This is a genomic window from Kitasatospora sp. NPDC059408, from assembly GCF_042751525.1.
In the GTDB taxonomy this organism is placed as follows: domain Bacteria; phylum Actinomycetota; class Actinomycetes; order Streptomycetales; family Streptomycetaceae; genus Kitasatospora.
Window position 1 is genome coordinate 499,988 of record NZ_JBHYWI010000001.1, and the last position, 24,979, is coordinate 524,966.

Here is a 24,979-nt window from a genome sequence, read left to right on the forward strand (position 1 = left end):
CCGTGAGCACGAGCGGCTGAGCACGGTCGAGGAGGAGCAGGGAGATGGCGTACTACCGGCAGCTGGGCAGCATCCCGCCCAAGCGGCACACGCAGCACCGCACACCCGAAGGCGGGCTGTACTACGAGGAGTTGATGGGCGAGGAGGGGTTCTCCTCCGATTCCTCGCTGCTCTACCACCGCGGCATCCCGTCCGCCGTGGTGAACGCGGTGCCGTGGGAGCTTCCGGACCAGTCCACGGTGCCCAACCATCCCCTGCTCCCCCGCCACCTGAAGCTCCACGAGCTGTTCGCCGGCCAGGAGTGGAAGGCCGCGGACGTGGTGGGCGGCCGCCGGCTGGTCCTCGGCAACGGCGACGTGCGGATCTCCTACGTCGCGGCCGGGGCGCCGAGCGAGCTGTACCGCAACGGGCTCGGCGACGAGTGCGTGTACGTGGAGTCCGGCTCCGGCACGGTGGAGACGGTCTTCGGCGCGCTGGAGGTCGGCCCGGGCGACTACGTCATCATCCCGCGGGCGACCACGCACCGCTGGGTGCCCTCCGGGGACGAGCCGCTGCGGGCGTACTGCATCGAGGCGAACAGCCACATCACGCCGGTGAAGCGCTACCTCTCCAAGTACGGGCAGCTGCTGGAGCACGCGCCGTACTGCGAGCGGGACTTCCGCGGGCCCGTCGGGCCGCTCGTCGTCGACACCCCCGGGGACGTCGACGTGCTGGTCAAGCACCGTGGACCGAACGGCATTTCGGGCACCCGCTACACCGTGCCGCACCACCCCTTCGACGTGGTGGGCTGGGACGGCTGCCTGTACCCGTACGTCTTCAACATCCGGGACTTCGAGCCGATCACCGGGCGGATCCACCAGCCGCCGCCGGCCCACCAGGTGTTCGAGGGCAACAACTTCGTGATCTGCAACTTCGTTCCGCGCAAGGTGGATTACCACCCGCTGTCGATCCCGGTGCCGTACTACCACGCGAACGTGGACAGCGACGAGGTCATGTTCTACTGCGGCGGCGACTACGCGGCCCGCAAGGGCTCGGGCATCGGCCAGGGTTCGATCTCGCTGCACCCGGGCGGGCACACCCACGGCCCGCAGCCGGGCGCGTACGAGCGCAGCATCGGCGCGGAGTTCTTCGACGAGCTCGCGGTCATGGTGGACACGTTCCGCCCGCTGGAGCTGGGCGAGGGCGGCCGGGCCAGCGAGGACGCGAACTACGCGTGGACGTGGTCGGGCCGGGGGCCCGGGCGATGAGCGCCGGCGGCTCCGCGATCCCGGACCTGTTCCGCGGACTCTTCGACGACGCGGCGGTGTTCCCGCCGGGGAACCTGCCGGTCGCCGAGGCGGTGCCCGCGCACCGCGCCCACCGCACGGCCTGGTACGCCGACGCGGTCGGCCCCTTCCTGTGCGGGGCGGGCCGGCTGGGCGAGCTGGCCGCGGCGGTGGAGGGCACCGGGCCGCTGAGGGTCGGGCTGGTGCTGCCGGGGGGCAGTGCCGAGCTCGGGCCGGCTCTCGCCGCCGCCGGGCCGTTCGAGGTCGCGGGCGTCGAGCTCGCGACCCGGGACGCGCACGAGGCGGTGGCCGAGCTGGACCGGCTGCTGCCGCCGGACGTGCCCGCCGCCGTCGAACTGCCGCGCGAACTCCTGCACGGGGACGGACTGGACGAGACGCTGGACGCCCTGGTGGACAGCGCCTACCGGGCGAAGTTCCGCACCGGCGGGGTCGTCGCGCAGGCCTTCCCGGGCGAGGACGAGCTGGCCGCGTTCCTCACCGGCTGCGCGCGGCGAGGCCTGCCGTACAAGTGCACGGCGGGGCTGCACAACGCCGTCCGGCACACCGATCCGGTGACCGGCTTCGAGCACCACGGCTTCCTCAACGTGCTGCTGGCCGCGCAGGAGACGGACCGCGCCGCGGCCGCCGAGGTGCTGGCGGAACGCGACGGCCACGTGCTGGCCAAGGCAGTCCGCGTCCTGAGCGCGCACCAGGTTACGGTGATCCGCAACTCGTTCACCGCGTTCGGCACCTGCAGCATCGCCGAACCCCTGGACGACCTGGCCGCGCTCGGCCTGCTGTCGCCCAGCCCACTCGCCCAGGAGGACCGTTGAGCACCCCCCGCAGCTGGCTCGCCAGCGCCCAGGACTCGCCGTTCGGCGTGCACAACCTGCCGTACGGCGTCTTCACCGCCGCCGACCAGCCCGGGCGGCGCCGGATCGGCGTGCGCGTCGGGGACTTCGTGCTCGACGCCGGGGCCGCCGCCCGTGCCGCCGGGTCGCCGTCGGTGCTGCTGGCCGCGGACTCGCTCAACCCCCTGATGGCCGCCGGGCGTTCGGCCTGGACGCAGGTGCGGGCCGACCTCACGCTGTGGCTGACGGACGAGTCCTACCGCGAGGCGCTGACGCCGGCGCTGCTGCCGGCGGGCGAGGTCGAGCTGCACCTGCCGTTCGAGGTCGCGGACTACGTCGACTTCTACGCCAGCGAGCACCACGCCACCAACCTGGGCCGGATCTTCCGCCCGGGCTCGGAGCCGCTCACCCCCAACTGGAAGCACCTGCCGATCGGTTACCACGGGCGGGCGGGGACGGTCGTCGTGTCCGGCACCCCGGTCGTGCGCCCGCACGGGCAGCGCAAGGCGCCGGCCGACGCGGTGCCGTCCTTCGGGCCGACCCGCCGGCTCGACATCGAGGCCGAGGTCGGCTTCGTCGTCGGCGCGCCGTCCACGCTCGGGCGGCCGGTCGCCCTGGACGACTTCCGCGACCACGTGTTCGGCGTGTGCCTGGTCAACGACTGGTCCGCGCGCGACATCCAGGCCTGGGAGTACGTGCCGCTCGGCCCGTTCCTCGGCAAGTCCTTCACGACCTCGGTCTCGCCGTGGATCGTCCCGCTGGACGCCCTCCAGCACGCCCGGGTCAGCCCGCCGGAGCGCGACGTCGAGCCGCTGCCGTACCTGGACGACCGCGGCGGCGAGCCGTGGGGCCTGGACCTGGCGATGGAGGTCCGGCTGAACGGGCACCTCGTCTCCCGGCCGCCGTTCGCGTCGATGTACTGGACGGCGCAGCAGCAGCTCACCCACATGACGGTCAACGGCGCGTCGCTGCGCACCGGCGACCTGTTCGCGTCGGGGACGGTCAGCGGGCCGGAGCCGGACACCCGGGGTGCGCTGATCGAGCTGACCTGGAACGGGGAGGAGCCGCTGAAGCTGGCGGACGGCACGACGCGGACGTTCCTGGAGGACGGCGACGAGGTGACGATCACCGCGACGGCTCCGGGCCCGGACGGGACGGTCGTCGGCTTCGGCGAGGTGACGGGGCGGGTCCAGCCTTAGCCGGGTCGTAGTCGGGTCGTAGTCGGGTCGTAGTCGAGTCGTACGACCGGCGCGTGACGGCGAACAGATGACAGATGACAGCTGACAGATTTCGTTTTCTGTCAGCTGTCATCTGTTGCCCGTTCGGCCTAGTACGGTGGGCGACAGGGACGGGGATCTTCGACACCGACGAACGGGAGCGGGCCCGATGAGCGGCGAGGTGCAGGACTTCCAGGACGGCTGGGCCGGGCGGATCGTGCTGAACCGGCCGAGGGCGCTCAACTCCCTCACCCACGGCATGATCACCGCCGTCCGGGAGGCGGTGGACGCCTGGACCGCGGACGACACCGTGCGCACCATCGTCCTGACCGGAGCCGGCGAACGCGGCCTCTGCGCCGGCGCCGACATCCGGGCCATGCACGACGACGCCAAGGCGGGCGGCGCCGGCGCCCGGGCGTTCTTCCGCGACGAGTACCGGCTCAACGCCCTCATCGCCCGCTGCCCCAAGCCGTACGTCGCGGTCATGGACGGCATCACGATGGGCGGCGGCGTCGGCCTCTCCGCCCACGGCTCGGTCCGCATCGTCACCGAGCGCTCCGTCATCGCCATGCCCGAGACCCGGATCGGCCTCGTGCCGGATGTCGGCGGAAGTCGCCTGCTGGCCCACGCCCCGGGCGACTTGGGCACCCATCTCGGCCTCACCTCCGCGTCGATGGGCCCCGGGGACGCCCTCCTGTGCGGCTTCGCGGACCACTTCGTCCCGTCCGCGAAGATCCCGGCCCTGCTCTCCGCCCTCGCGGACGCCCCGGACGCGGACGCCGTGACCGCCGTGGTCGTCGCCGCCGCCGAACCGGCGCCGCCCTCCGCCCTCGCGGCCCAGCGCGAGTGGATCGACGCCTGCTACGCCGCCGACACGGCCGAGGAGATCGTCGAACGCCTCCTCGACTCCGGGGTGCCCGAGGCGAAGGAGGCCGCCGAACTGGTCCTCGCCAACTCGCCGACCGCCGTCAAGACCACCCTCGCCGCACTGCGCCGGGCCCGGCCGCTGCCGACGCTGGAGGCGGTGCTCGACCAGGAGTACCGCATCTCCTGTGCGGCGCTGGACAGTCACGACCTGGTCGAGGGCATCCGCGCCCAGGTGATCGACAAGGACCGCAACCCGCGCTGGTCCCCCGCCACGCTCGCCGAGGTGACGGAGGCCGACGTGGCCCGCCACTTCGCCCCGCGCGAGGGCGACGAGCTCGGCCTGGCCTGACCCGCGCGCCCTCCGCCCACCGCTCGGCCGCGGGCTGGACCCGTGACGACTGTCTCGCATGCCAAGACTGGCGCGAGGCGGGGCGCTTCGTAGATCGTTGGGTGGTCAGGGCGCGCCCGTGCGGCGCCGAGCAGCGGAATGGGAGTCGACGGCGATGACCGAGACCGAGACCTACGAGACGATCCTGGTCGAGCGCAAGGGCCGGGTGGGGCTGATCACGCTCAACCGTCCGAAGGCGCTCAACGCGCTGAACACGCAGCTGATGAACGAGGTCGTCGAGGCCGCGACGCGGTTCGACCGGGACCCGGAGATCGGCTGTCTGGTGATCACCGGGTCGGAGAAGGCCTTCGCGGCGGGCGCCGACATCAAGGAGATGCAGGGCAACCAGTTCCCGGACGTCTACCTGGACGACTGGCTGGGCCCGTGGGACCGGCTCGGCCAGCTGCGCAAGCCGGTCGTCGCGGCGGTGGCGGGCTTCGCGCTCGGCGGCGGCTGCGAGCTGGCCATGCTGTGCGACATCCTGCTGGCCGCCGACACCGCGAAGTTCGGGCAGCCGGAGATCAAGCTCGGCGTCATCCCCGGCATCGGCGGCTCGCAGCGGCTGACCCGGGCGGTCGGCAAGGCGAAGGCGATGGAGCTGTGCCTGACCGGGCGGATGATGGGCGCCGAGGAGGCCGAGCGCGCCGGCCTGGTCTCCCGGATCGTCCCGGCCGACCAGCTGCTGGCCGAGGCGCTGGCCACGGCCGAGACCGTCGCGGCGATGTCCGCCCCGGCCGCGATCATGATGAAGGAGAGCGTCAACCGCGCCTTCGAGACCACGCTGGCGGAGGGCGTCCGTTTCGAGCGGCGCCTGTTCCACGCCGCGTTCGCGACCGCGGACCAGAAGGAGGGCATGAACGCCTTCGCCGAGAAGCGGCCGGCCGCGTTCATCAACCGCTGAGCACGGACCGCACACCCGGGGTAGGACGGCAAACGCCTGACGGGTGACAGATGACGAGTGACAGATGACGGCGAACAGATAACAGATGATGAAATCTGTTATCTGTTCGCCGACTCCCGTCAGCCCTCCTCCGCCAGCACCGTGTTGAGCCGGGCGAACCCGCTGCGGGTCGCGGCGACGACGATCTGGTCGCCCGGGCCGAGGCGGCGGGTGCGGTCGGCGTAGTTCCACTGCAGGTGCGGACTGCGGGCGACCCGGGCGGCGATCACCCGGACGCCGCCCGGGTCCTCCAGGTCGTGCCGGTTCATGCCGATCAGCCCGCTGCCGTCCTCAACCGTCAGCTCCGCGATCAGCAGCACGTGCCGGAACACCGAGAGGGTGCCCAGCACCTCACGTCCCATCAGGGCAGCGGCGAACGCGGGCGCCGCCAGGTAGGAGACGGACCGGGACGCCGCGTTGTCCAGCGTCGCGTAGAAGTGCCCGGCGAAGTCGTCGTCGAACAGCCGCACCACCACCCGTACTTCGGGATTGCCGTGGCGCGCCTCCAGCGCCGCCTCCAGGTTGGTCGCGTCGTCACCGCTGACCGCGACCACCGCCCGGCTGTACTTCAGCCGGGCCCGGCGCAGCTGCTCCTCGAACGGGCCGTCCCCGAGGACGACCGGGATGCCGAGCGCCCGGACGGCGGCGATGCCGCGCGCCTGCGGGTCGCGCTCCATGCACACCACCGGCACGCCCAGTTCGTGGAGCTGGCTCGCGACGCGGGTGCCGACGTTGCCGAGGCCGACGACGATCACGTGCTCCCGGGTGCCGGCGCTCGGGTTGCGGGGCTGGCCGCGCCGCCCGGAGGCGAGCGCCTCGACCACGATGGCGGTGGCGACCGGCGCGAACGTGATGCCGCACAGCGTGATCACCACCTGTGCGACCCGCTGCCACAGGCCGCCCGTCCCCGTCCCGGCGGCGATGTCGGCGGGCTGGTCCGGCTGGGCCGCGCCGGCGAGGTCGAGCAGCGAGATGTAGACGGTCCAGCCGAAGTCCCGGCTCAGGTACCAGAGGACGGAGAAGGCCATCAGCACGGCGGCGAGCGCGATGAGCAGCACCAGCCGCATCCGGGCGCTGGTGAAGTAGCGGGCGGTGTCGAGCAGCCGCCAGCGCAACCGCCGTGCCCAGCTGATCGGTTCGCGCGGTTCGACCGGCAGCGCCTGGAGGGCGGCGATCCCGCCCTCGTCGTCGACGGCCGTGGACACCGCTCCGGTCGCTTCCTCCTGCGCGGCCGCCCCGGCTGACTCGGCTAACTCGGCCGCCCCGGCAGCCCCGGCAGCCCCGGCGGGCTCGGCAGGCTCGGCGGCTTCGGCCGGGCGGCGCGGGGCGGGGACCTCGGCGCCGCCGACGCGCACCGGACCGTCGTCCCCGAACTCGCTCGCGAGCCGGACGAACTCGGCCGAGCCGCCCTCCTGTTCGGGCATCAGCCGGATCCTGCTGACGTCCTGGCGGTCGATGCGGTCGGCGACGATGCAGAGCCGGTCGGAGGTGATCGCCTCGTCGAAGGCGATGTGCAGGAAGCGTCCGCCGACCGCGACCGAGTTGGGCCGGCCCAGCGCCGCCGCCGCGAACGCCGGTGCCGCGGTGGCGGAGCCCGAGAGCGCGGCACCGTTCCTGAGGAGGCGTTCGATGTTCTCCCCGAGGCGCTGGTTGAACATCCGCAGGACGATCCGGATGTTCGGGTTGCGGCCCTGGGCGCTGAGCGCCGCGTGGATGTTCTCCTGGTCGTCGCCCTCGACGAGGGCGAGGCCGCGCGCGGTCCCGATGGACACCGCGCGCAGTGCCTCGTCGGTGATGCTGCTGTACTCGACCACGGCCGAGACGCCGGTCAGCTGCTCGATCTGCGGCGCGTGGTCGTGGTCGCGGTCCGCGACCAGGACGACGACCGGGACCTCGTAGTGCTCGACGAGTTCCAGGACCAGCCGGTGGGCCAGCGCGTTCCCGCCGCGGACGACGAAGTGCTGGCTGATCGGCTCGACCGGAGGGGTCCCCCACCCTTCAGAAGTCATACCGACGGATGATATCCACGCCAGGTGTTCGGAAGGTGTCGTTCCGGGAACCGCGGGACCCCCGAACGGCGGTACCGCACGGGCGGTTCGCGGCCGGTGCGTCGAGGGTGGGTGTCGTCCCCCGTCCGCTTCCGACGCGTTCCGTACCCGTTCCCGGCTCGCCCCGGCCCGAGGAGGCACCACCGTGGTCCCCCCGATCATCACCCCCGACGGCACCGAGGTGCAGGGCCCGCTCGGGCTGCTCGCCAAGGCCGCCTGGCAGGTCCTGCTGCTCGCCGGTCTGGCCTCGCTCGGCCTCGGCATCGTCGTCTTCGCCTGGCCGCGCGAGACCCTGCTGGTGGTGGGCGTGCTCTTCGGCCTCTACCTGCTGGTCATCGGGATCGTCCAGCTGGTCGCGGCGTTCGGCACCCACGCCACCACCGCGCTGCGGGTGCTGGCGTTCATCAGCGGCGCGATCTGCGTGCTGCTGGGCCTGCTCTGTTTCCGCAGCGCGGCGCAGTCGCTGCTGCTGCTCGCGCTCTGGATCGGCATCGGGTGGCTGTTCCGGGGCATCACCCAGCTCGCGGCCGCGTTCTCGGACCCGTACATGCCCGCGCGCAGCTGGCAGGGTTTCGCGGGCGTGGCGAACACGCTGGCCGGTGTGCTGCTGATGGTGTGGCCGGTCGGTTCGATCGCCGCGCTGACGGTCCTGGCGGGCTGCTGGCTGCTGATCCTCGGCCTGATCGAGATCGTGACGGCGCTCCAGATGCGCGGCCGGGCGAAGCGGATCCCGTCCGGCGTATAGCCCGAGCGGGCTCGGGCGCGTAGCCGAGCGGGCTCGGGCGTGCGGCTGTCCCATGCGGGCCGGGCGCGCGTCACGGCCTGGGCGCGTATCCGATCCGGAAGGTCGCCGTCTCCAGGCGGCCGGCGCCGATCCGGACGTCCGTCAGCCGCTCGGCGAGGGCGAAGGCGGACTCGGTGTTGAGCTCGGTGTTCTTGTCGTCGAGGCGGAAGCCGCAGGCCGTGAGCAGGTCCTGCATGCCGTCGGCGTCGGCGTCGGTGCCGTGCCGCTGGTCGGGGAAGAGCGGTTCGAAGTGGAGTCGGCAGGTGGGGCCCTCCCACCAGTTGAAGGCGTCGACCGCGTTGACGTTGCGGAAGTGCGAGACGGCGCGGGTGCCGTCGGCGAGGCGGGGCAGGATGTCCCAGAGGCTGCCGAGGTAGCCGTAGGGCTCGACGGCGAGGGCCCAGCCGTCGAGTTCGGTGACGGCGACGAAGAGGCGGTCGGCGTTCTCGTCGTCGTCATCGTCGGACGGGCCCTCGGCCACCTCGTCGTCGTCCTCGTCGTCGGCCTCGTCGTCCTCGTCGTCGTCGAACAGGTCCTCGTCGTCCGTCCCGTCCTCACCGTCGTCGAAGGTCTCCCACGCGGCAACGACCGCCTCCAGGCCGGTGACCTCGCCGCCCGGGGCGGCGTCGAAGCGGCGCAGCAGTTCGTCGGCGCCGATGCCCTGGACGTACGTGAGGCAGTAGGCCTCGCCGAGCACGGGGTGGCGCTCGGCGAACCAGGTGAAGTCGGTGGCGTGTGCGGTCATGGGGCGATGCTGCCAGACGGCTGTGACAGCGTCAGAGCCAGGTGGGCCGGTCGGTTCCCCAGCGGCCGGGCGGGCGGGACCAGTTGGTGGGCGCACCGTCGTAGGCCACGGGCGGGAGGGCGTGGCGCAGGCGTCCGTAGGCGGAGTCGGTCTCGGCGAGGTACGGCGCCGGGTCGTAGGGGGCGGCGTCCGACGGACCGTCGGGGCCGGTGCGGTCTTCGGAGCGCGGGATGTCGTGGAGGAGCCAGGACGCGGTGCCGGCGAGGGAGAAGCGGAGGTGGCGTCCGCCGGGGCGGCCGGTGCGCTGCTCGGTGAGGGCGCGCAGGACGGCGGCGGCGATGAGGTAGCCGGTGCCGTGGTCGAGTGCCTGGGCGGGGAGCACCCCGGGGTGACCGACGGGGTGGCCGACGGAGTGGCCGTCGAGGTGGCCCTCGTGGGCGGCTTCGTGGGCGGCGATGCCGACGCCGGCCTGGACGAGGCTGTCGAAGCCGCGGCGGCCGGCCCAGGGCCCGGTCCAGCCCCAGGCGCACAGCTGGGCGACGATCAGGCCGGGGTGGCGGTCGAGGAGGGCGTCGGGGGCGAGGCCGTGGGCGTCCAGGGCACCGGGGCGGTAGCCGGAGATGACGGCGTCGGCGGTGGCGAGGAGTTCCTCGAAGGTGGCGCGGTCGGCCGGGTCGGCGAGGTCGAGGAGGACGGAGCCCTTGCCGAAGCCGGTGTCGGCGTGGGCGTCGTCGGCCTCGGGGAGGTGGGGGGAGTCGATGCGCAGCACGTCGGCGCCGAGGAGGGCGAGGGTGCGGGTCGCGACCGGGCCGGCGATGACGCGGGTGAGGTCGAGGACGCGGATGCCGGCGGCGGGCAGAGGGGCGGGGCCGAGCGGGCGGGGTGCGGCGGGCGCCGGGCCGTTCGGGGTCACGATGCGGGTCTCGACCAGGGGGTGAACGGTGTCGCCCACCGGTACGACGGCCACCGCGAGCGCCCCCGCCTCGTACGCGCGCTCCTGGACGAGTCCGGCGGGCTGTTCGCTCAGCACCGCCGCGAGCTGTTCGGGTCCGGCGTCGCCGGGCAGGCCGAGGGCGGTGAGCAGCCGGGTGCGGTGGTGCGGGTAGTTGGCGTGGGTGCGGATCCAGCCGTCGGCGGTGCGCCAGAAGCCGGAGTGCGGGGCGAAGCTGACGGGTGCGCGGCCGTCGACGGTCAGGTGGCGTTCGCTGACGAAGGCGGTGGCGACGGCGCCCTGGTCGATCCGGACGGCGGGGACGGGGCCGCCGGCGCGGTGGGCGGCGAGTTCGGCGGCGGCGAGGGAGCAGGCGGCGACGGTGGCCCGGGCGAGGCGGCGCACGGGCAGGCCGGAGGGCAGGACGGTGTCGGGGCCGTGGAAGGCGACCCGGTCCAGGAGGTCGGCGGAGCCGCCGAGGGCCGCCCAGGCGTGCGCGGTGGGGCCGTCGGCGTCGGCGGGTGCCTGGGCCGGCGGGTTCTGCCCGAGGGGCGCCGGCCCGGCGGGAGTCGGCCCGTGGGTCGTCTGGACGGCGGGGATCTGCTCGGCCGGGGGCGTCGGACGCTCTGTCATGTGCCGCATTGTGCTCCGCTTCCCGGACGTCCGCCGTGACGGCCGCCACCCCACCTCGCCGACGTGCCCGCCTGAGCCTGCCGATCGACGGATTGAACGCGCACAGCCAACGGGTAGGGTGCGGACCGGGCGCCGGTGCGGCGCACGAACGCCTCCGGGGGGCCTGAATGCACGCGATCCGCCGTCTCGACCTGGGCTACTTCGTCCGGCCCGCCGCCGAGGCGGGCGAGCCGCAGCCGCGCGTCGAGCCGGTGCTCGCCTACCTGGTGCGGCGTCCCGAGGGACTGCTGCTCTTCGACACCGGCATCGGCGGCGGCGATCCGGAGACCGAGGCCCATTACCGCCCGGTCCGCCGCCCGCTGCCGGAGGCGCTCGCGACGGCCGGTGTCGCGCTCGGCGACCTCGACCTGGTGGTCAACTGCCACCTCCACTTCGACCACTGCGGGGGCAACCCGCTGCTGGCCGGCACGCCGGTGCTCGTCCAGGCTGAGGAGCTCGCGGCGGCCCGCGAGGGCGACTACACGATCGACGCGCTCGTCGACTTCCCGGGCGCGGACTACCGCGTGCTGGACGGCGAGGCGGAGGTCTGGCCGGGAGTGCGGGTCGTGCCGACACCCGGGCACACGGCGGGGCACCAGTCGCTCGTCGTCGAACGCAGGGACGGCGCAATCGTCCTGGCGGGCCAGGCGTACGACTTCGCGGCCGGCTACGGGTCGGCGGTGCTCGCCCGGCGCGCGGCGCTCGACGGCGTGGCGCAGCCGCTGCCCGACCACCCGCGGTGGCTGGACCGGCTGGCGTCGTTCGGGCCGCGCCGGGTGCTGTTCGCGCACGACAACGCGGTGTGGGAACCGTCGGCCGGGTAGGCGTTCGCGGGCTTCACGTGACGGCCGGAAGCACAGGGCTCGGAACGTGCAGAACTCGGAAGGTGCAGAGCTCGGAACGTACGGGGCTCGGAACGTGCAGAACTCGGAAGGTGCAGAGCTCGGAACGTACGGGGCTCGGAACGTGCAGGGCTCGGAACGTGCAGGGCTCGGAACGTACGGGGCTCAGAAGGTGAAGCGCAGCGACCGCACGCGGTTGTCGAAGTTGGACGGGACGAGGTCGGGCCCGCCGACCGACCGGAGTCCGGGCAGGCGGGTGAACAGTTCGCGGAACAGCACCTTCATCTCCTGCCGGGCCAGGTGCGCCCCGAGGCAGTAGTGCGGACCGCCGCCGCCGAAGCCCAGGTGGGGGTTGGGGGTGCGCATGATGTCGAAGGCGTCCGGGTCGGCGAAGACCGTCTCGTCGCGGTTGGCCGAGCCGAAGAAGAGGACGGCCTTCTCGCCGGCCCGCAGGAGTGGTCCGCCGGGGCCGCCGAGCTCGTGGTCGACAGCCAGGGTGCGGCGGAACTGGATGATCGGGGTGGCGTGCCGGACCATCTCGTCGACCGCGCCGCCGAGCCGCCCGTCCAGGTCGTCGAGGAGCAGGGCGCGCTGGTCGGGGTGGGCGGTGAGCAGGTGGAGACCGTGGGCGAGCGCGTTGCGGGTGGTCTCGACGCCGGCGACGAGCAGCAGGGAGAAGAAGGCGCCGAGCTCGCGGCCGGTGAGCCGGCGTCCGTCGACGTCGGCGGTGACGAGGGCGGTGATCAGGTCGTCGGCGGGTGCGCTGCGGCGCCGGCGCCCGATCGCCGCGACCATGAGTTGCATCCGGGCGAGCGCCGCCAGCCCGCGGCCGGGCACCCGCAGGCGGCGGCGCAGCGGCCGGGCGACGCCGGTGTGTTCGGAGGCGTGGTTGACCTGGTCGAGGATGGCGCGGCGGGGCCGCTCGGGGATGCCCATCAGATTGCAGATCACCTGGAAGGGGAGTTCGGCGGCGACGGCGGTGACGAAGTCCTCGGGGCGGTCGCGTTCGACGACGTCGACGAGGCGGGTGGCGACGCGGCGGATGTCGTCCTCGGCTCCGGAGAGGAGGCGGGGGGTGAAGGCGCGGGAGATGACGCGGCGCAGCTGGGCGTGGCGGGGGTCGTCCAGGTTGACCATCGAGTCGCCGAACAGGGCCCGGACCCAGCGGGGCGGTTCGGGGGTGGTGACGCCGGGGGCGCTGCGGAAGACGGCGGGGGTGCGGCTGGCCTCGACGACGTCGGCGTGGCGGACCAGGGCGTGGTAGCCGCGGCCGCCGGCGCGGTCGCCGACGTAGAGGGGGGTGGGGCGGCGGCGCAGTTCGGCGAAGGCGGCGGCGCGGGCGGGGGCGGGGAGCCGCCAGAAGCCCGGATCGGCCAGGTCCGGGGCGCCGCCGGACGCGGGGCTTGAGCCGGAGCGGGAGGTAGCGCCGGGGCGGGCTCCGGCCGAGGCCGGCCGGCCGGTCGTGGTGTCCATGGCCGTGCCTCCTGGTGGTCCGCTGTGCCGACACTGGTGCCGGGCTCCGGCGCCGGCGTGTGCGCATCGTACGGGGTTGTGCACATTTAGTGACCAGGGGGTGGGAGATGTCAAATCACCTCGATGGTCGTACGAGCAGCTGTTCGCATCGTCGGCTCGTCGGCCGGTCGGGCTGGTCGGCTCTCGGCCGGGCGCGGCCGGGCGGGCCGGGGCGGGGCGGGGCGGGGCGGTCACGGCCGGGTGGCCCGGGCCGGGCACGTCCGGTGAGGAGACGGCCTCCGGCGACGCGGCCGGGCATGGTCTCACGCGGCGGAACCGGCCAATACCGGAGGGTGCGGTACGGGCGCGGGCCGGCGGGTGCGACGATGAGTGCCATCGTGATGACCGACCGGATCCGCTCGCTGCGCGCCGTGGTCTTCGCCACGCTGTGCGTGGCGCTGGCCGCCGCGGCGCACGTCGCCATGGGCGGGGCCGGGGTGTCGCCGTCGGTCCTGGCCGGCGCGTCCGGCGCGGTCCTCGGTGTGACCTGGCTGCTCGCCGGGAAGCGGCGCGGGCTCGGGGTGATCAGCGCCTGGATGGTCGCGGCGCAGACCGCGCTGCACCTGCTGTTCGAGCGCGCCGGAGCGCTCGCGCCGACGGGCGGCGGACTCGGCCGGCTGACCGGCACGGACTGGGCCGCCCTGCTGCTCTGCAACCCCGGCCGGGTACCGGGCGGACCGTCTCCCGCGGACCTGGCCAGGATGGCCGGACTCGACCCGGACGCACCACCGGCCTCCGGGCTGCACGCCGTGGCCGGACTGCGGCACGGCGCGGGTTCCGCCGCGGGCTCGGGAGCCGGTCTCGGCGACGGCACGGGCATGGACGTGACCGGCATGGCCGGGATGGATGGAATGAGCGGCATGCCGGGGATGCCGGGCATGTCAGGGGTGCCGGGCATGACGGGGACGTCCCCGGCGCACAGCATGGCCGACGCCTCCGGGCAGGCCGCGGCCACCCACGGGATGGCGCACGGCATGGCCCACGGGATGTCCGTGGGGATGGTCGCCGCCCACGTGCTGGCCGCGCTGGCCTGCGCCCTGCTGCTCTGGCGCGGTGACGCCGCGCTGGTGCGGATCTTCGAGCTGCTCGGCGCGCTCGGCGCCGTCGTCGCGGGCGCGCTGCTCGTTCCGCTGCTGACCCTCTTCGCGCGGCCCTTCGGCGTCCGCCCGCCGGCCCCGCCCCGGCGCGCCGCCCGGCGGACGCGGCAGCCGCGACAGGTGCTGCTCACGCACGCCGTCGTGCGGCGCGGGCCACCCGCGCTCGCCCTCGCCTGCTGACGCGCCCGTCTCCCCGCGTTCCACTCGCTCCACCCGGTCGGCCACTGCCACCGGGGGCACTCCGACGGGCAGGTCGCCCTGCCGTCCGGCCGAGCGCGCTGCGCCGCCGTGCCGCCAGGGCCCGGGCCCGCGCCTGCCGCCGCTCCCCCTGGGTACGGCGTGCGGCGCAGACGGCCCACGGACACCTGCGGTGCCGCTCAAGGCGGTGCCGCTCCCAGCCCTTCTCTCAGGACCCTTCATGCCTGACTACGACGGCGCACCGGCTCCGGCTGCCGCCCTCGTCCTAACGCTGCGGGCCGCCCGGCCCGTCCTCCTCCAGCCGGGCCAGCAGGCTCGCGGACCAGTCGGCGGACGGGCCGTCGGCCGCGCTCGCCGCCACCCGGCCGCGCAGCCGTTCGGCCTGCTGCAGCCAGTCCCGGCAGCCCGCGCAGCGGGCGACGTGACCGTCCAGACGGCCGTCCGGGAGCCCTGCCGCCTCGCCGTCGAGGCGGGCGGACAGGGCGGTGCGGAACTGCGCGCATCTCATATGGTCATCGTCCCTCACGGCTTCGACGGGCGGCGCGGCCGGGTCCGCCGGACTCACCGGACCGACGGGCGGCTCCACGGACGGCGCGACGGAGGCCGCCGTGGATGACGACCAGCTCACCGCGCTCGCCCTGACCGCCCGGGCCGGACGGGCACCGGACGTCGAGGCCTTCATCCGCGCCACCCAGCGGGACGTGTGGCGCTTCGTCGCCCACCTGACCGACGTGCAGTCCGCCGACGACCTCGCCCAGGAGACGTTCCTGCGGGCGCTGCGCAGCCTGCCCGGGTTCGCGGGGCGATCCTCGGCCCGCACGTGGCTGCTGTCGATCGCCCGGCGCACCGTGATCGACCGGTACCGGACGGCCGCCGCCCGGCCGCGCCTGGCCGCGCTGCCGGACTGGCAGGAGGCGGCGGAGCGGCAGGGCTCCGGGCCGGCGGCCGGGTTCGAGGACGGGATCGCGCTCGGCGACCTGCTCGACCGGGTGCCCGCGCAGCGGCGCGAGGCGTTCGTGCTCACGCAGGTGGTCGGCCTGAGCTACGCCGAGGCCGCCGCAGTGGCGGGCTGCCCGGTCGGCACCGTCCGGTCCCGGGTGGCCCGGGCCCGGGAGGAGCTGATAGCCCGCCTCCGGGCGGCCGACGGCGGGGAGCTCGCGGCGGCGTGCTGAGCACCATGACCGAGGGGCGGACGGCCGCGAGCCGTGAGCGGCGTGCGGCGTGCGGCGTGCAGCCGATGAGGACCGGCGACTGACAGCCGACAGCTGACAGCTGACAAGTTTCAGATGACAGATAACAGATTTCGAAATCTGTTATCTGTCATCTGTCAGTTGCCCACCGCCGTCGCCCGCCCGCTCCCCTCGTGCGGGTTTCGGAGAAATTCCTCCAAGTGTTCGGGAACCCCGTCCCCTCCACCCCCGACTGCTGTACCGGACGCTGCCGCCGCGACGACAGCGTCCGGTACGCAGCGGGGGAACGGAGGACTCCATGGCCGCGCAACACGGCCTGCCCGAAGCCAAGTTGAGGCACAGCACAGGCAACCCGGACGGTCCGGCGGACCGGTGGAGCCTCGTCGTCGCCGCCGGGCTGCTCTCGTTCGTCGCGATGCTCGACATGAACGTGGTGAACCTCGCGCTCACCGACATATCCGCCGGCCTGCACGTCTCCCCCGGAGTCGCCCAGTGGGCCGCGCTCGGCTACCAACTGCCGCTCGTCGCCCTGCTGTTGCCCGCCGGGCGATGGCTGGACCAGGTGGGCACGCGCTCGGCCCTCCTGCCGGCGGTCGGCTGCTTCGCCGCGTGCAGCGCGCTCGCCTCCCTCGCCCCGTGGGCGAGTTGGCTGATCGCGGCGCGCTTCGCCCAGGGCGCCTTCGGCGCGGTGCTGTTCGTCCTGATGCCGGTGCTCGCCGCCACCGCCGTCCGGCCCGAGCTGCGCGGGCGGGCGATGAGCGTGCCCGCCACGCTCGGTCCGCTCGGGGCCGTCGCCGGTCCGGTGATCGGCGGTCTGCTGCTCGACCACGTGGGCTGGCGGGCCGTGTTCCTGGTCAAACTCCCGGTCTGCCTCGCCGCCGCGCTGATCGTGCTCCGCCACGCCCCGCGCACCGGCAGGCTCTCGCCGCCCGACCGCAGTTCGCTCGGCGACGCCGCCCTGATCGGCTCCGCCATCGCCTCCGTCCTGCTCGCGCTCACCCTCGCACCGAAGGCCCCGCTGTGGCTCCTGCTCGCGCTGCCCGCCGCGCCGCTCGTCGCCGTCTGGCTGCGCCGCCCCGGCGGCCGACCGGTGGCCGAGACGCTGCGGGCCGCCGGCACCACCGGCGTCAACACCTCCGTCCTCGCCCTCGCCGCGGGCTTCGCCGCCTGCCACTACCTGCTCGCCCAGCACCTGCGCGGCCAGGAGGGCGAGAGCGCCACCCGCACCGCACTCACCATGCTGGCCTTCCCGCTCGGCATGGTGGTGGCCGGCCGCTTCGGCGGACGGCTCGCGGACTGCTGGGGCGCCCGGCCGACCGCGCTGAGCGGCGCCGCCGTCACCACCCTCGGTCTGCTCCTGCTGCTCCCCCTGGACGGCGACTGGACCAACGTCGACATCGCGTGGCGCCTCGCCCTCGCCGGCGCGGGCATGGGCCTCAACGGCGGCCCCACCCAGGCCCTGGTCATGACCGCCTCGCCGCCCGGCTGGCTCGCCACCGCGGGCTCCGCCGTCCAGCTCGCCCGCAGCCTCGGCTTCGCCCTCGGGCCCGCCCTCGCCACCGCGGCCACCCTGGCCGGCGACCGCGCGACCACCGGCACCCGCGCCGGGATCGCCCTGGCCGTCCTGGCCACCGCGAGCGCCGTCGCCCTCCTCGCCCTGCACCACCGCCGCGCCCACCGCGCAACGGCGTGACACGGCCGCCCGGGCCGACCGCCACCCCCTTGGAACACCGTACGACCGGAGGTTCACCGCACATGACCGACATAGACACCGACTTCGATCCCGCCGCCGTCCGCCCGCCGAACCCGGCAGAACCGGCAAACCTTTCGGACCCCGCGGACCCCGCGGACCCCGCGGACCCAGCGGACCCGGCGGCCCGCTGCCCGTTCGGCTACGGCCTCCCGTCCGACGACGGTGGCGACAGCGGTGGCGACGACGATCGCGACGGCACCCGACTCCCCTCCCCCGTACCGCTCTACGGGACGGAGTACAAGCGCGACCCGTACCCGCTGTACCGGCGGATGCGCGAGGCGGGCCCCGTCCACCGGGTGGAGTTCCCGAGCGGCATCCACGCCTGGCTGGTCACCGGCTACAAGGCCGCACACGCCGCCCTCAACGACAGCAGGCTGGGCAAGAACCACGCCCTGGGCAACGAGAACTGGCGCCGGCTCGCCTCGATCATGCCCGAGCCGCAGCACTCGCAGCTCCAGGTGCACCTGCTCCACCAGGACCCGCCCAAGCACACGACGATGCGCCGGCTCGTCGTCGACGCCTTCGCGCCCCGCCGGGTCGAGGCCCTGCGGCCGCGCCTCCAGGAGCTCGCCGACGCCCTGGTCGACGAGCTGCCCGCCACCGGCGGCGCCGATCTGGTCGCCGGGTTCGCGGCGCACTACCCGTTCCGTGCGCTCGCCGAAACCATCGGCCTGCCGCCCGAGTTGGCCGTGCGCTTCGACCGCGACTGGGGCAAGGCCGTGCAGCCGGTCGGCCCGCTCGATCCCGGCCGGCCCGCGTACGAGGCGCGGCTGCGCGGCCTGCAGACGTACATCGCGGACGTGGTCGAGCACAAGCGCGCCCACCACGACCCCGCCCGGGCCGAGGACGACCTGCTCGGCCGGCTCGTCGCGGCCCGTGACGCCGGCGAGCTGAGCCCGGAGGAGCTCGACTCGATCGTGTTCCAGCTGCTGGTCGCCGGGCAGGAACCGGTCACCAACCAGATCACCACCATGCTGATCACCCTGCTGCGCCACCCCGGGCACCTCGTCAGGCTCGCCGAGGGCATCACCGCCGACCCCGGCCTGCTCCCCCGCGCGGTGGAGGAACTGCTGCGCCACGACGCCGCGTTCGAGCTCACCACCTGGCGGTTCTTCGCCGAGGACAGCGACCTGTTCGGCACCGCGGTGCCGGCCGGCGACTCGGTCATCGTCTCGCTCTGCGCCGCCAACCGGGACGGCGAGCAGTTCCCGGACGCCGACCGGCTCGACTTCGACCGCACCCCGAACGCCCATCTCGCCTTCGGACACGGCATCCACTACTGCCCCGGCGCCGCCCTCGCCCGTGCCGAACTCCAGGTGGCCCTCGGCACGTTGCTCACCCGGCTCCCCGGACTGCGCCCCGCCGGTCCGGCCGAGGGCGGCGACGGCCTGGACGCCCTGACCTGGATCCCCGCCGTCCTGGCCCGTGGTGTGAACGAGCTGCCGGTCGCCTACGACCGGCGCGTCTGACCGGCGGCGACCACCACCCCCTGGCCCGCGACCGCACCGCCGGCCAGGACACGGCCACGCCTGCTCGCAGCCCGCACCCGCACCCATAGCCCTTACGACAACGTCCCGTTGGAGGACCACCATGCCGCCCGTCGGCACCATCACCGCCCGCGAGCCATCCACCCACACGTACGGGGCCGCCGAGCACCTCGCCGCCCGCGTCCTCGGCCTGCTCCTGCCGCACCGCCGCGCCTCCGACCCCGAACTCGCCGCAGAGCCGCGCCACTTCCCGCTCCAGCTGGCGCAGCTCGCGGACTTCATCGCCGCCGGCGAGCCGATCGTGTTCACCCTGCCCGGTTTCCCCTGCAAGTCGCCGAACCCGGCGAAGGTGCTCGGCCACCTGCCCGACGAGGGCGAGCGGCTGTCGCTCACCTTCCTCGACGCGCTGTGCGAGCGGATCGGCGCGCTCCACGCGCCCGGTGCGCGGATCCTGATCTGCTCGGACGGTCACATCTTCGGCGACCTCATCCACGTCCCCGACAACCACATCGACGAGTACTCCGACGCGCTGGCCGCGATGATAGAGCGCGAGGGCCTGCGGCACCTGGCCACCTTCGACCTGCGGGCCGTCCTCGGCGACCTGCCGTTCGACGAGAAGCGCGCCCGTGTGCACGCTCGATACGCGCCGAGCATCGAGGAGTTGCGCGAGCAGGTGCTGACGGACGAGGAGACCCTGCGGCTCTACCGGGGCATCACCCGGTTCCTCGCCGAGGACACCGTCGGCTTCACCGGCACCAAGTCGGCCCTCCAGCGCGAGTGCCGCCGCCGCGCGTACGGGGTGATCCAGCGCAGCCGCGCCTGGGGGGACCTGATCGCCGAGCACCACCCGGACGCGTTCCGGCTGTCCATCCACCCGCAGCGGGCCGGGGCGCCGAAGTTCGGCATCCGCCTGCTGGAGGCGGCGGACGCGTGGACGACGCCCTGGCACTCCTCGGTGCTCCACCGGGCCGACGGCCGCTGGGAGTTGCTGCGCAGCGCGGACGCCGCGGAGCTCGGGCGGCTCGTCGAGAGCGACGGCCGCCCGAGCCACTACGAGACGGTCTGAGCCCGCGCCGCGTCGGCGTCCACCGGAGCACCGGCCGAGGACGCGGGCGTGCGGTGGTCGAAGGCGATCAGCGGGTCGCCGGTGAGCGGGTGTTCGACCACCGCCGCCCGCACGCCGAACACCTCGGCGAGCAGGTCGGAGGTGAGCACGTCGCGCGGTGCTCCGGAGGCCACGAGGGCGCCGCGGTGCAGGACGTGCAGGCGGTCGCAGACCGAGGCGGCGGCGTTGAGGTCGTGCAGCGCGACCAGGGTGGTACGGCGCTGTTCCCGTAGCAGGGCGAGGAGTTCGACCTGATGGCGGACGTCCAGGTGGTTGGTCGGCTCGTCCAGCACGAGGACGTCCGGCTGCTGGGCGAGCGCCCGGGCGAGCAGCACCCGCTGGCGTTCGCCACCGGACAGCTGGGCGAACCGGCGGCCGGCGGCCTCCGTCATGCCGACGCGCACGAGGGCGTCGGCGACGACGCGGTGGTCCTCGGCGTCGTCGGCGGCGAAGGCGCGCTTGTAGGGGGTGCGGCCCATGGCGACGACCTCGCGGACGGTCAGTTCGAAGTCGCCGCCGCGTTCCTGCGGGAGGGCCGCGATGTGCCGGGCGGACTCCGCCGGGGAGATGCCCTCCAACTCCCGTCCGTCCAGGAGGATCCGCCCCGCGCTCGGCCGCAGGTGGCGGTAGACCGTGCGCAGCAGGCTGGACTTGCCACTGCCGTTGGGTCCGACCAGTCCGGCGATCTCGCCCTCCTCGGCAACGAGGTGGACGCCGGCCACGACGGTGCGTCCGGCGAGGGCGACGCTCAGGTCTTCGACGGCGATCCTCAATTGCGCTCCAGTCGTCGGTCCAGCAGGTAGAGCAGGGTGGGGGCGCCGAGGACGGCGGTGACGACGCCGATGGGCAGTTCCTGGTTGTCCAGGGCGGTGCGGGCGAGGGTGTCGACGACGACGAGCAGCAGGGCGCCGGTGAGGGCGGACAGCGGCAGCAGGCGCCGGTGGTCGCCGCCGACGAGCAGCCGGCACACGTGCGGCACCATGAGCCCGACGAAGCCGATCGCGCCGGAGACGGCGACCAGCACGCCGGTGAGGACGCTGGTGACGACGAAGATCTCGCGGCGCAGCCGGGTGACGTCGACGCCGAGTCCGGCGGCGGTCTCGTCGCCCATGAGCATCGCGTTGAGTGCGCGGGCGCGGGCCTGGAGCAGGGCGAGGCCGAGGGCCACGGCGGCTGCGGGGATGGCGAGTTGGGACCAGACGGCGCCGCCGAGGCTGCCCATGAGCCAGAACAGGACGCCTCTGGTCTGCTGTTCGTCGCTGGTCTGGAGGACGAGGTAGCTGGTGATGCCGCCGAGGAACTGGGCGATGCCGATGCCGGCGAGGACCAGGCGCAGCGGGGAGAAGCCGCCGCCGCGCCGGGCGAGGAGCCAGACGAGGGAGAACGCGGCGAGGGCGCCTGCGAAGGCGGCGAGGGAGACGGTGAGGCCGAGGGCGCTGCCGAAGGAGAGCTGGAGCCCGAGGGCGGTGCCGAGGACGAGGGTGGCGACGGCGCCGAGGGAGGCGCCGGAGGAGATGCCGAGGAGGTAGGGGTCGGCGAGGGGGTTGCGGACGAGGGCCTGGACGGCGGTGCCGACGAGGCCGAGTCCGGCGCCGACGACGGCGGCCAACAGGGCTCGGGGGACGCGTAGTTGCCAGACGATGAGGTCGCGGGTGCCGGGTTCGGGGGCGTGTCCGGTGAGTCGGCGGACGATGACGGCCCAGACTTCGCCGGGCGGGACGTCGACGGCGCCGAGGGAGACGGCGGCGGTGAGGGCGAGGACGAGCGCGGCGCCGAGGGCGGCGGCCAGCGGCCCGGCCCGCAGGGAGCGGGCCGGGCGGCCGCCGGCGGCAGCGGCAGCGACGGAGGTCGCGCCGGGATCCTCGCCGGTGACGGACGGAGGCACGGTCTACTGCCCGTTCTTGACGAGGTCCGGGTGGACGGCGGCGGCGATCTGCCGGACGGCGTCGGCGTTGCGCACGCCCGCGATGGTGGTCACCTCGGAGCCGAGCCGCACGAAGTGTCCTTCCTGGACGGCCTTCAGGCCCTGGGTGGCGGGGAAGCCCTTGAGGAACGCCTCGGCGTCGTCGTAGGCCTTGCGGGTGGCCTCCTCGCTGCCGCGGTTGCGGACGGCCAGCTGGATCCAGTCCGGGTTCTTGGCGACCACGTCCTCCCAGGAGCCGGGCTTGAAGTCGGCGTCGCAGTCGGCGAAGACGTTGCGGGCGCCGGCGAGGGTGATCACGGCGTTGGCGACCTGGCGGCCGCAGACGGCGGTGGGCTGCTTGGTGCCGGCGTCGAAGTCGAAGACGAAGTAGCTCGGCCGCTTGTCGTCCGGCACTCCGGCGAGGGCGGTCCGCACGTCGCCCACGCGCTTCTCCATGCCGGCGACGAGTTCCTCGGCGCGGGCGGCGGTGCCGGTGACGGCGCCGAGCCTGCGGATGTCGTCCTCGACCTGGGCGAGGTCGGTGCGCGGCGCCTTGGCGGCCTTCGGGGTGCCGGCGCAGGCGGTGGAGAGGAGGTAGACGTGCTGGATGCCGGCCGCGGCGAACTCCTCCGGGCTCGGCCCGGTGGCGCCGCCCATCATCGGCATGGCGCCGAAGGTGTCGACGTAGAGGTCGGCGCCGGAGCCGAGGAGCTTCTCCTTGGGGATGACGCGGTCGCCGAGGACGGGCACCTTGGTGCCCTGCTCGGCGAGGTCCGCCGGGAGGCTGCCCTTGCCGGGCGGGAAGCCGGTGCCGATCAGGCGGTCCCCGGCCCCGAGTCGGAGCAGCATCTCCAGGCTGGAAGCGTTACTGGTGACGATCTTCGAGGGGGCCTTGGCGATGGTGGTCTCCTGGCCCGCGCAATCGGCGACCTTGACCGGGAAGGATCCGGCGGGCGCGGCCTTGGCCGTCGCCTGCGCGTCCGAGCCGCCGCCCCCTCCTCCGGTGCTTCCGCAGGCCGTGGCCGTGGCGAACAGGGCGACGACGGCCGCGACGGCGCGGGCGGTGCGAGGGCGCATGGGAACTCTCCTGGTGGGTGCTCGTGCTGGGGGTCCGTCCTGCGGACCCGGACCAGGTAGTCGGCCGGTCCGCGCGGCGGGTTCCCGCGGATCTCGGGGAGTTCCGCGCCGGGCCGTCTCCGCACGGCCCCGGGCGCACGGCCCCGGGCGCACGGCCCCCTCCGGCGCGACCGCGTCCGCTCGCCCGCGGGCTCACGCGCGGGCTCAGGCGCGGGGCGTAGGCTGGCCCGATGGCCGAACCCACCGTCCTGCGGGACGATCTCGACCTGCCCGTCCGGCTCGGTCCGGGCCCGGCGCGGCGGGTGGTCTCGCTGGTGCCGTCGCTGACCGAGTCGCTCGCCGTCACCGCCCCCGGCCTGCTGGCCGGCGCCACCGACTGGTGCACCCACCCGGCCGGACTGGACGTGGCTCGGATCGGCGGCACCAAGAACCCGGACGTCCGGCGGATCCTCGCCCTGGCCCCTGACCTCGTCCTCGCCAACGACGAGGAGAACCGTCGGCCGGACCTCGACGCGCTGCGGGCGGCCGGCGTGCCCGTGTGGGTGACCGACATCCGCACCGTCGACGACGCGTTCCGCTCCCTGGAGCGGCTGCTGACCCTCGCGTGCGGCCTGCCGCGGCCGGGCTGGCTGGACGAGGCGCAGGCGGCGTGGCGCGGGGTGGACGGTCGGCGCAGCGGGCGGGAGACCGACGGACGGCGGAGCGGGCAGAAGACCGACGGTCCGCGGGCGATCGTGCCGATCTGGCGGCGCCCGTGGATGGTCCTCGGCCGCGACACCTTCGCCGGGGACGTGCTGCGGCGCCTCGGGGTGCGGCTCGTCCACGCCGGCCACGCCGAGCGCTACCCGGCCGTCCCGCTGCCCGAACTGCTCGCCTGCGCACCCGACTTGGTGGTCCTGCCGGACGAGCCGTACCGGTTCACCGCCGGGGACGGCCCGGAGGCGTTCCCCGGCGTGCCGGCGGCGCTGGTCAGCGGACGCCACCTCACCTGGTACGGGCCCTCGCTCGTCGAGGCCCCGGCGGTGCTCGGCACGGCGCTCGACCACCCGTTCGTACAGGGTGGGAACACGCCCCCGTAGGATGACCGCCACTCGCCGGGACCACCGGCGATCAAGTGGGGGGAACCCCACATGGCAGTGAGCACATCCCGGCGTGCGCTGGTGATGGTGTCGGCGGCGGCCGTCTCGACCGCCATCCTGGCCGGGTGCGGGAGCAAGTCCGCGACGACCGACACCCGTGCGGCGCCGAGCACGACGGCTCTGGCCGCGAGCGCGTCGCCCGCCGACGTGGCCGGCGCGAGTGCGTCCGCGAGTGCGACGCCGTCGCCCGGCGCGAGCGCCACCGGCAGTCCGAGCGCGAGCGCGTCGGCGGGCAAGGCAGCCAAGGCGAGCCCGGGCCCGACGGCGAGCGGTGCCAAGCCCGGCCCCGTCGCTCCCCCGCCGCCGCCCGTGCCCGAGGGCCCGCACGCCCCGCCGCTGCAGAGCAGTTGCAAGCCGAGCAAGCCGCAGCCGGACGAGGCCAAGGAGGCCGTGGGCGCGGCGCTCACCGCCGCGGCCGGCCAGGCCCGCACGCTCACCCTCAGCAGCGGAGGCACCGACAAGCTCCCGCCGCTGCCGGTCAACCTGGTCAAGGCCATCGCCTGGCAGGAGAGCGGCTGGCAGTCCGGCATCCTCGCCTGCTACGGCGGGACCGGCACCATGCAGGTCATGCCGAACACCGTGAGCTGGATGAACACCAAGTTCGGCACCGTCTCCGACGCCAAGACCCTCGCCGGCAACGTCCAGCTCGGCACCCAGCTGCTCGACTGGCTGGTCGCCTACTTCGGCGACTCCGGGTTCGGCGGCACGTACGACCTCTCCCCCGGCCCCGCCACCGGGAAGACCCCGCTGCTCGACCTCGTCATCTCCGCCTACAACGCGGGCGCGGGCAACGTCCACTACAACACCGCCACCGACCCGGCCGCCGGCGGGACCGTCGGCAGCCTCGTCATCCCGAACCCGGGCTACGTCGCCAACGTCAAGCCGCTCATGGCGAGTCAGCCCTGGAACAAGGCCGGCTGAGAGCGGAGAACGCCCGAGGGGCCCGGAACGCACGTGGCGTTCCGGGC

At 74.4% G+C, this 24,979-nt stretch carries 22 protein-coding genes; 14 read left to right on the forward strand and 8 right to left on the reverse strand.

Going from position 1 to position 24,979, the window contains the following annotated elements; translation table 11 throughout:
• Nucleotides 1–44 precede the first annotated feature (44 nt).
• The 5 genes from ACFXDE_RS02460 to ACFXDE_RS02480 all read left to right on the forward strand — a co-directional run bounded on the left by ACFXDE_RS02460 (nucleotide 45) and on the right by ACFXDE_RS02480 (nucleotide 5,489).
• Entirely contained in the window at nucleotides 45–1,247 is a 1,203-nt protein-coding gene (locus tag ACFXDE_RS02460; protein WP_380445565.1) for a homogentisate 1,2-dioxygenase, read from the forward strand.
• Complete coding sequence (locus ACFXDE_RS02465; RefSeq protein ID WP_380490017.1) at nucleotides 1,214–2,098, forward strand: hypothetical protein; 885 nt, start codon at nucleotides 1,214–1,216, stop codon at nucleotides 2,096–2,098. Before ACFXDE_RS02460 ends, ACFXDE_RS02465 begins: the two co-directional genes overlap by 34 nt.
• Nucleotides 2,095–3,315: a fumarylacetoacetase gene (gene fahA, locus ACFXDE_RS02470; RefSeq protein ID WP_380490020.1), complete on the forward strand. Its 1,221-nt coding sequence runs from the start codon at nucleotides 2,095–2,097 to the stop codon at nucleotides 3,313–3,315. The genes ACFXDE_RS02465 and fahA overlap by 4 nt, the downstream gene beginning before the upstream one ends.
• Before the next feature lie 187 nt (nucleotides 3,316–3,502).
• The gene (locus ACFXDE_RS02475; protein ID WP_380490023.1) at nucleotides 3,503–4,549 is read left to right on the forward strand and encodes an enoyl-CoA hydratase/isomerase family protein; all 1,047 of its coding nucleotides are present in this window, start codon (nucleotides 3,503–3,505) and stop codon (nucleotides 4,547–4,549) included.
• Nucleotides 4,550–4,703: 154 nt separating this feature from the next.
• Entirely contained in the window at nucleotides 4,704–5,489 is a 786-nt protein-coding gene (locus ACFXDE_RS02480) for an enoyl-CoA hydratase (RefSeq protein WP_329930762.1), read from the forward strand.
• A gap of 119 nt (nucleotides 5,490–5,608) precedes the next feature.
• On the opposite strand, the gene ACFXDE_RS02485 is transcribed toward ACFXDE_RS02480, so the two are convergent.
• Entirely contained in the window at nucleotides 5,609–7,537 is a 1,929-nt protein-coding gene (locus ACFXDE_RS02485; protein ID WP_380490026.1) for an NAD-binding protein, read from the reverse strand.
• A 184-nt stretch (nucleotides 7,538–7,721) separates the two neighbouring features.
• Here ACFXDE_RS02485 and ACFXDE_RS02490 point away from each other — a divergent pair, with 184 nt between their 5' ends.
• The gene (locus ACFXDE_RS02490) at nucleotides 7,722–8,321 is read left to right on the forward strand and encodes an HdeD family acid-resistance protein (RefSeq protein WP_380490029.1); all 600 of its coding nucleotides are present in this window, start codon (nucleotides 7,722–7,724) and stop codon (nucleotides 8,319–8,321) included.
• Between the two features lie 70 nt (nucleotides 8,322–8,391).
• On the opposite strand, the gene ACFXDE_RS02495 is transcribed toward ACFXDE_RS02490, so the two are convergent.
• Together ACFXDE_RS02495 and ACFXDE_RS02500 are read right to left on the reverse strand one after the other, a co-directional pair.
• Nucleotides 8,392–9,105 carry a DUF6461 domain-containing protein gene (locus ACFXDE_RS02495; RefSeq protein ID WP_380490031.1) on the reverse strand — a complete coding sequence of 238 codons (714 nt, stop codon included), beginning with the start codon at nucleotides 9,103–9,105 and terminating at the stop codon, nucleotides 8,392–8,394.
• Between the two features lie 31 nt (nucleotides 9,106–9,136).
• Entirely contained in the window at nucleotides 9,137–10,669 is a 1,533-nt protein-coding gene (locus tag ACFXDE_RS02500; RefSeq protein ID WP_380490033.1) for a CoA transferase, read from the reverse strand.
• Between the two features lie 167 nt (nucleotides 10,670–10,836).
• Between ACFXDE_RS02500 and ACFXDE_RS02505 the strand changes: the two genes are divergently transcribed.
• Complete coding sequence (locus ACFXDE_RS02505) at nucleotides 10,837–11,532, forward strand: N-acyl homoserine lactonase family protein (protein WP_380490035.1); 696 nt, start codon at nucleotides 10,837–10,839, stop codon at nucleotides 11,530–11,532.
• Between the two features lie 183 nt (nucleotides 11,533–11,715).
• Here ACFXDE_RS02505 and ACFXDE_RS02510 read toward each other — a convergent pair whose 3' ends face one another.
• Entirely contained in the window at nucleotides 11,716–13,023 is a 1,308-nt protein-coding gene (locus ACFXDE_RS02510) for a cytochrome P450 (protein WP_380490037.1), read from the reverse strand.
• Nucleotides 13,024–13,388: 365 nt separating this feature from the next.
• Between ACFXDE_RS02510 and ACFXDE_RS02515 the strand changes: the two genes are divergently transcribed.
• Entirely contained in the window at nucleotides 13,389–14,339 is a 951-nt protein-coding gene (locus ACFXDE_RS02515) for a hypothetical protein (RefSeq protein ID WP_380490040.1), read from the forward strand.
• 283 nt (nucleotides 14,340–14,622) lie between these two features.
• On the opposite strand, the gene ACFXDE_RS02520 is transcribed toward ACFXDE_RS02515, so the two are convergent.
• Entirely contained in the window at nucleotides 14,623–14,865 is a 243-nt protein-coding gene (locus ACFXDE_RS02520) for a zf-HC2 domain-containing protein (RefSeq protein ID WP_380490042.1), read from the reverse strand.
• A gap of 100 nt (nucleotides 14,866–14,965) precedes the next feature.
• On the opposite strand from ACFXDE_RS02520, the gene ACFXDE_RS02525 reads away from it, so the two are divergent.
• From ACFXDE_RS02525 to ACFXDE_RS02540, 4 genes are all read left to right on the forward strand, one after another.
• Nucleotides 14,966–15,529, forward strand: a complete 564-nt coding sequence (locus ACFXDE_RS02525; RefSeq protein WP_380490044.1) for a sigma-70 family RNA polymerase sigma factor — start codon at nucleotides 14,966–14,968, stop codon at nucleotides 15,527–15,529.
• 316 nt (nucleotides 15,530–15,845) lie between these two features.
• Entirely contained in the window at nucleotides 15,846–17,240 is a 1,395-nt protein-coding gene (locus tag ACFXDE_RS02530) for an MFS transporter (protein ID WP_380490047.1), read from the forward strand.
• A gap of 62 nt (nucleotides 17,241–17,302) precedes the next feature.
• Nucleotides 17,303–18,769: a cytochrome P450 gene (locus tag ACFXDE_RS02535; protein WP_380490049.1), complete on the forward strand. Its 1,467-nt coding sequence runs from the start codon at nucleotides 17,303–17,305 to the stop codon at nucleotides 18,767–18,769.
• Nucleotides 18,770–18,890: 121 nt separating this feature from the next.
• On the forward strand, nucleotides 18,891–19,853 hold the full coding sequence (locus ACFXDE_RS02540) for an L-tyrosine/L-tryptophan isonitrile synthase family protein (RefSeq protein WP_380490051.1): 963 nt from the start codon (nucleotides 18,891–18,893) through the stop codon (nucleotides 19,851–19,853).
• Here the strand turns inward: ACFXDE_RS02540 and ACFXDE_RS02545 are convergent.
• The 3 genes from ACFXDE_RS02545 to ACFXDE_RS02555 form a co-directional block, all read right to left on the reverse strand.
• The gene (locus ACFXDE_RS02545) at nucleotides 19,838–20,665 is read right to left on the reverse strand and encodes an ABC transporter ATP-binding protein (RefSeq protein WP_380490054.1); all 828 of its coding nucleotides are present in this window, start codon (nucleotides 20,663–20,665) and stop codon (nucleotides 19,838–19,840) included. The two genes, ACFXDE_RS02540 and ACFXDE_RS02545, sit on opposite strands and share 16 nt — an antisense overlap.
• Nucleotides 20,662–21,696, reverse strand: a complete 1,035-nt coding sequence (locus tag ACFXDE_RS02550; protein WP_380490108.1) for a FecCD family ABC transporter permease — start codon at nucleotides 21,694–21,696, stop codon at nucleotides 20,662–20,664. Before ACFXDE_RS02550 ends, ACFXDE_RS02545 begins: the two co-directional genes overlap by 4 nt.
• 84 nt (nucleotides 21,697–21,780) lie before the next feature.
• Nucleotides 21,781–22,872 carry an ABC transporter substrate-binding protein gene (locus tag ACFXDE_RS02555; protein ID WP_380490057.1) on the reverse strand — a complete coding sequence of 364 codons (1,092 nt, stop codon included), beginning with the start codon at nucleotides 22,870–22,872 and terminating at the stop codon, nucleotides 21,781–21,783.
• A 230-nt stretch (nucleotides 22,873–23,102) separates the two neighbouring features.
• Here ACFXDE_RS02555 and ACFXDE_RS02560 point away from each other — a divergent pair, with 230 nt between their 5' ends.
• A complete protein-coding gene (locus tag ACFXDE_RS02560; protein WP_380490059.1) occupies nucleotides 23,103–23,951 on the forward strand; it encodes a helical backbone metal receptor in 849 nt (282 codons plus the stop codon).
• A 51-nt stretch (nucleotides 23,952–24,002) separates the two neighbouring features.
• Entirely contained in the window at nucleotides 24,003–24,932 is a 930-nt protein-coding gene (locus ACFXDE_RS02565; RefSeq protein ID WP_380490062.1) for a transglycosylase SLT domain-containing protein, read from the forward strand.
• Nucleotides 24,933–24,979: the final 47 nt, after the last annotated feature.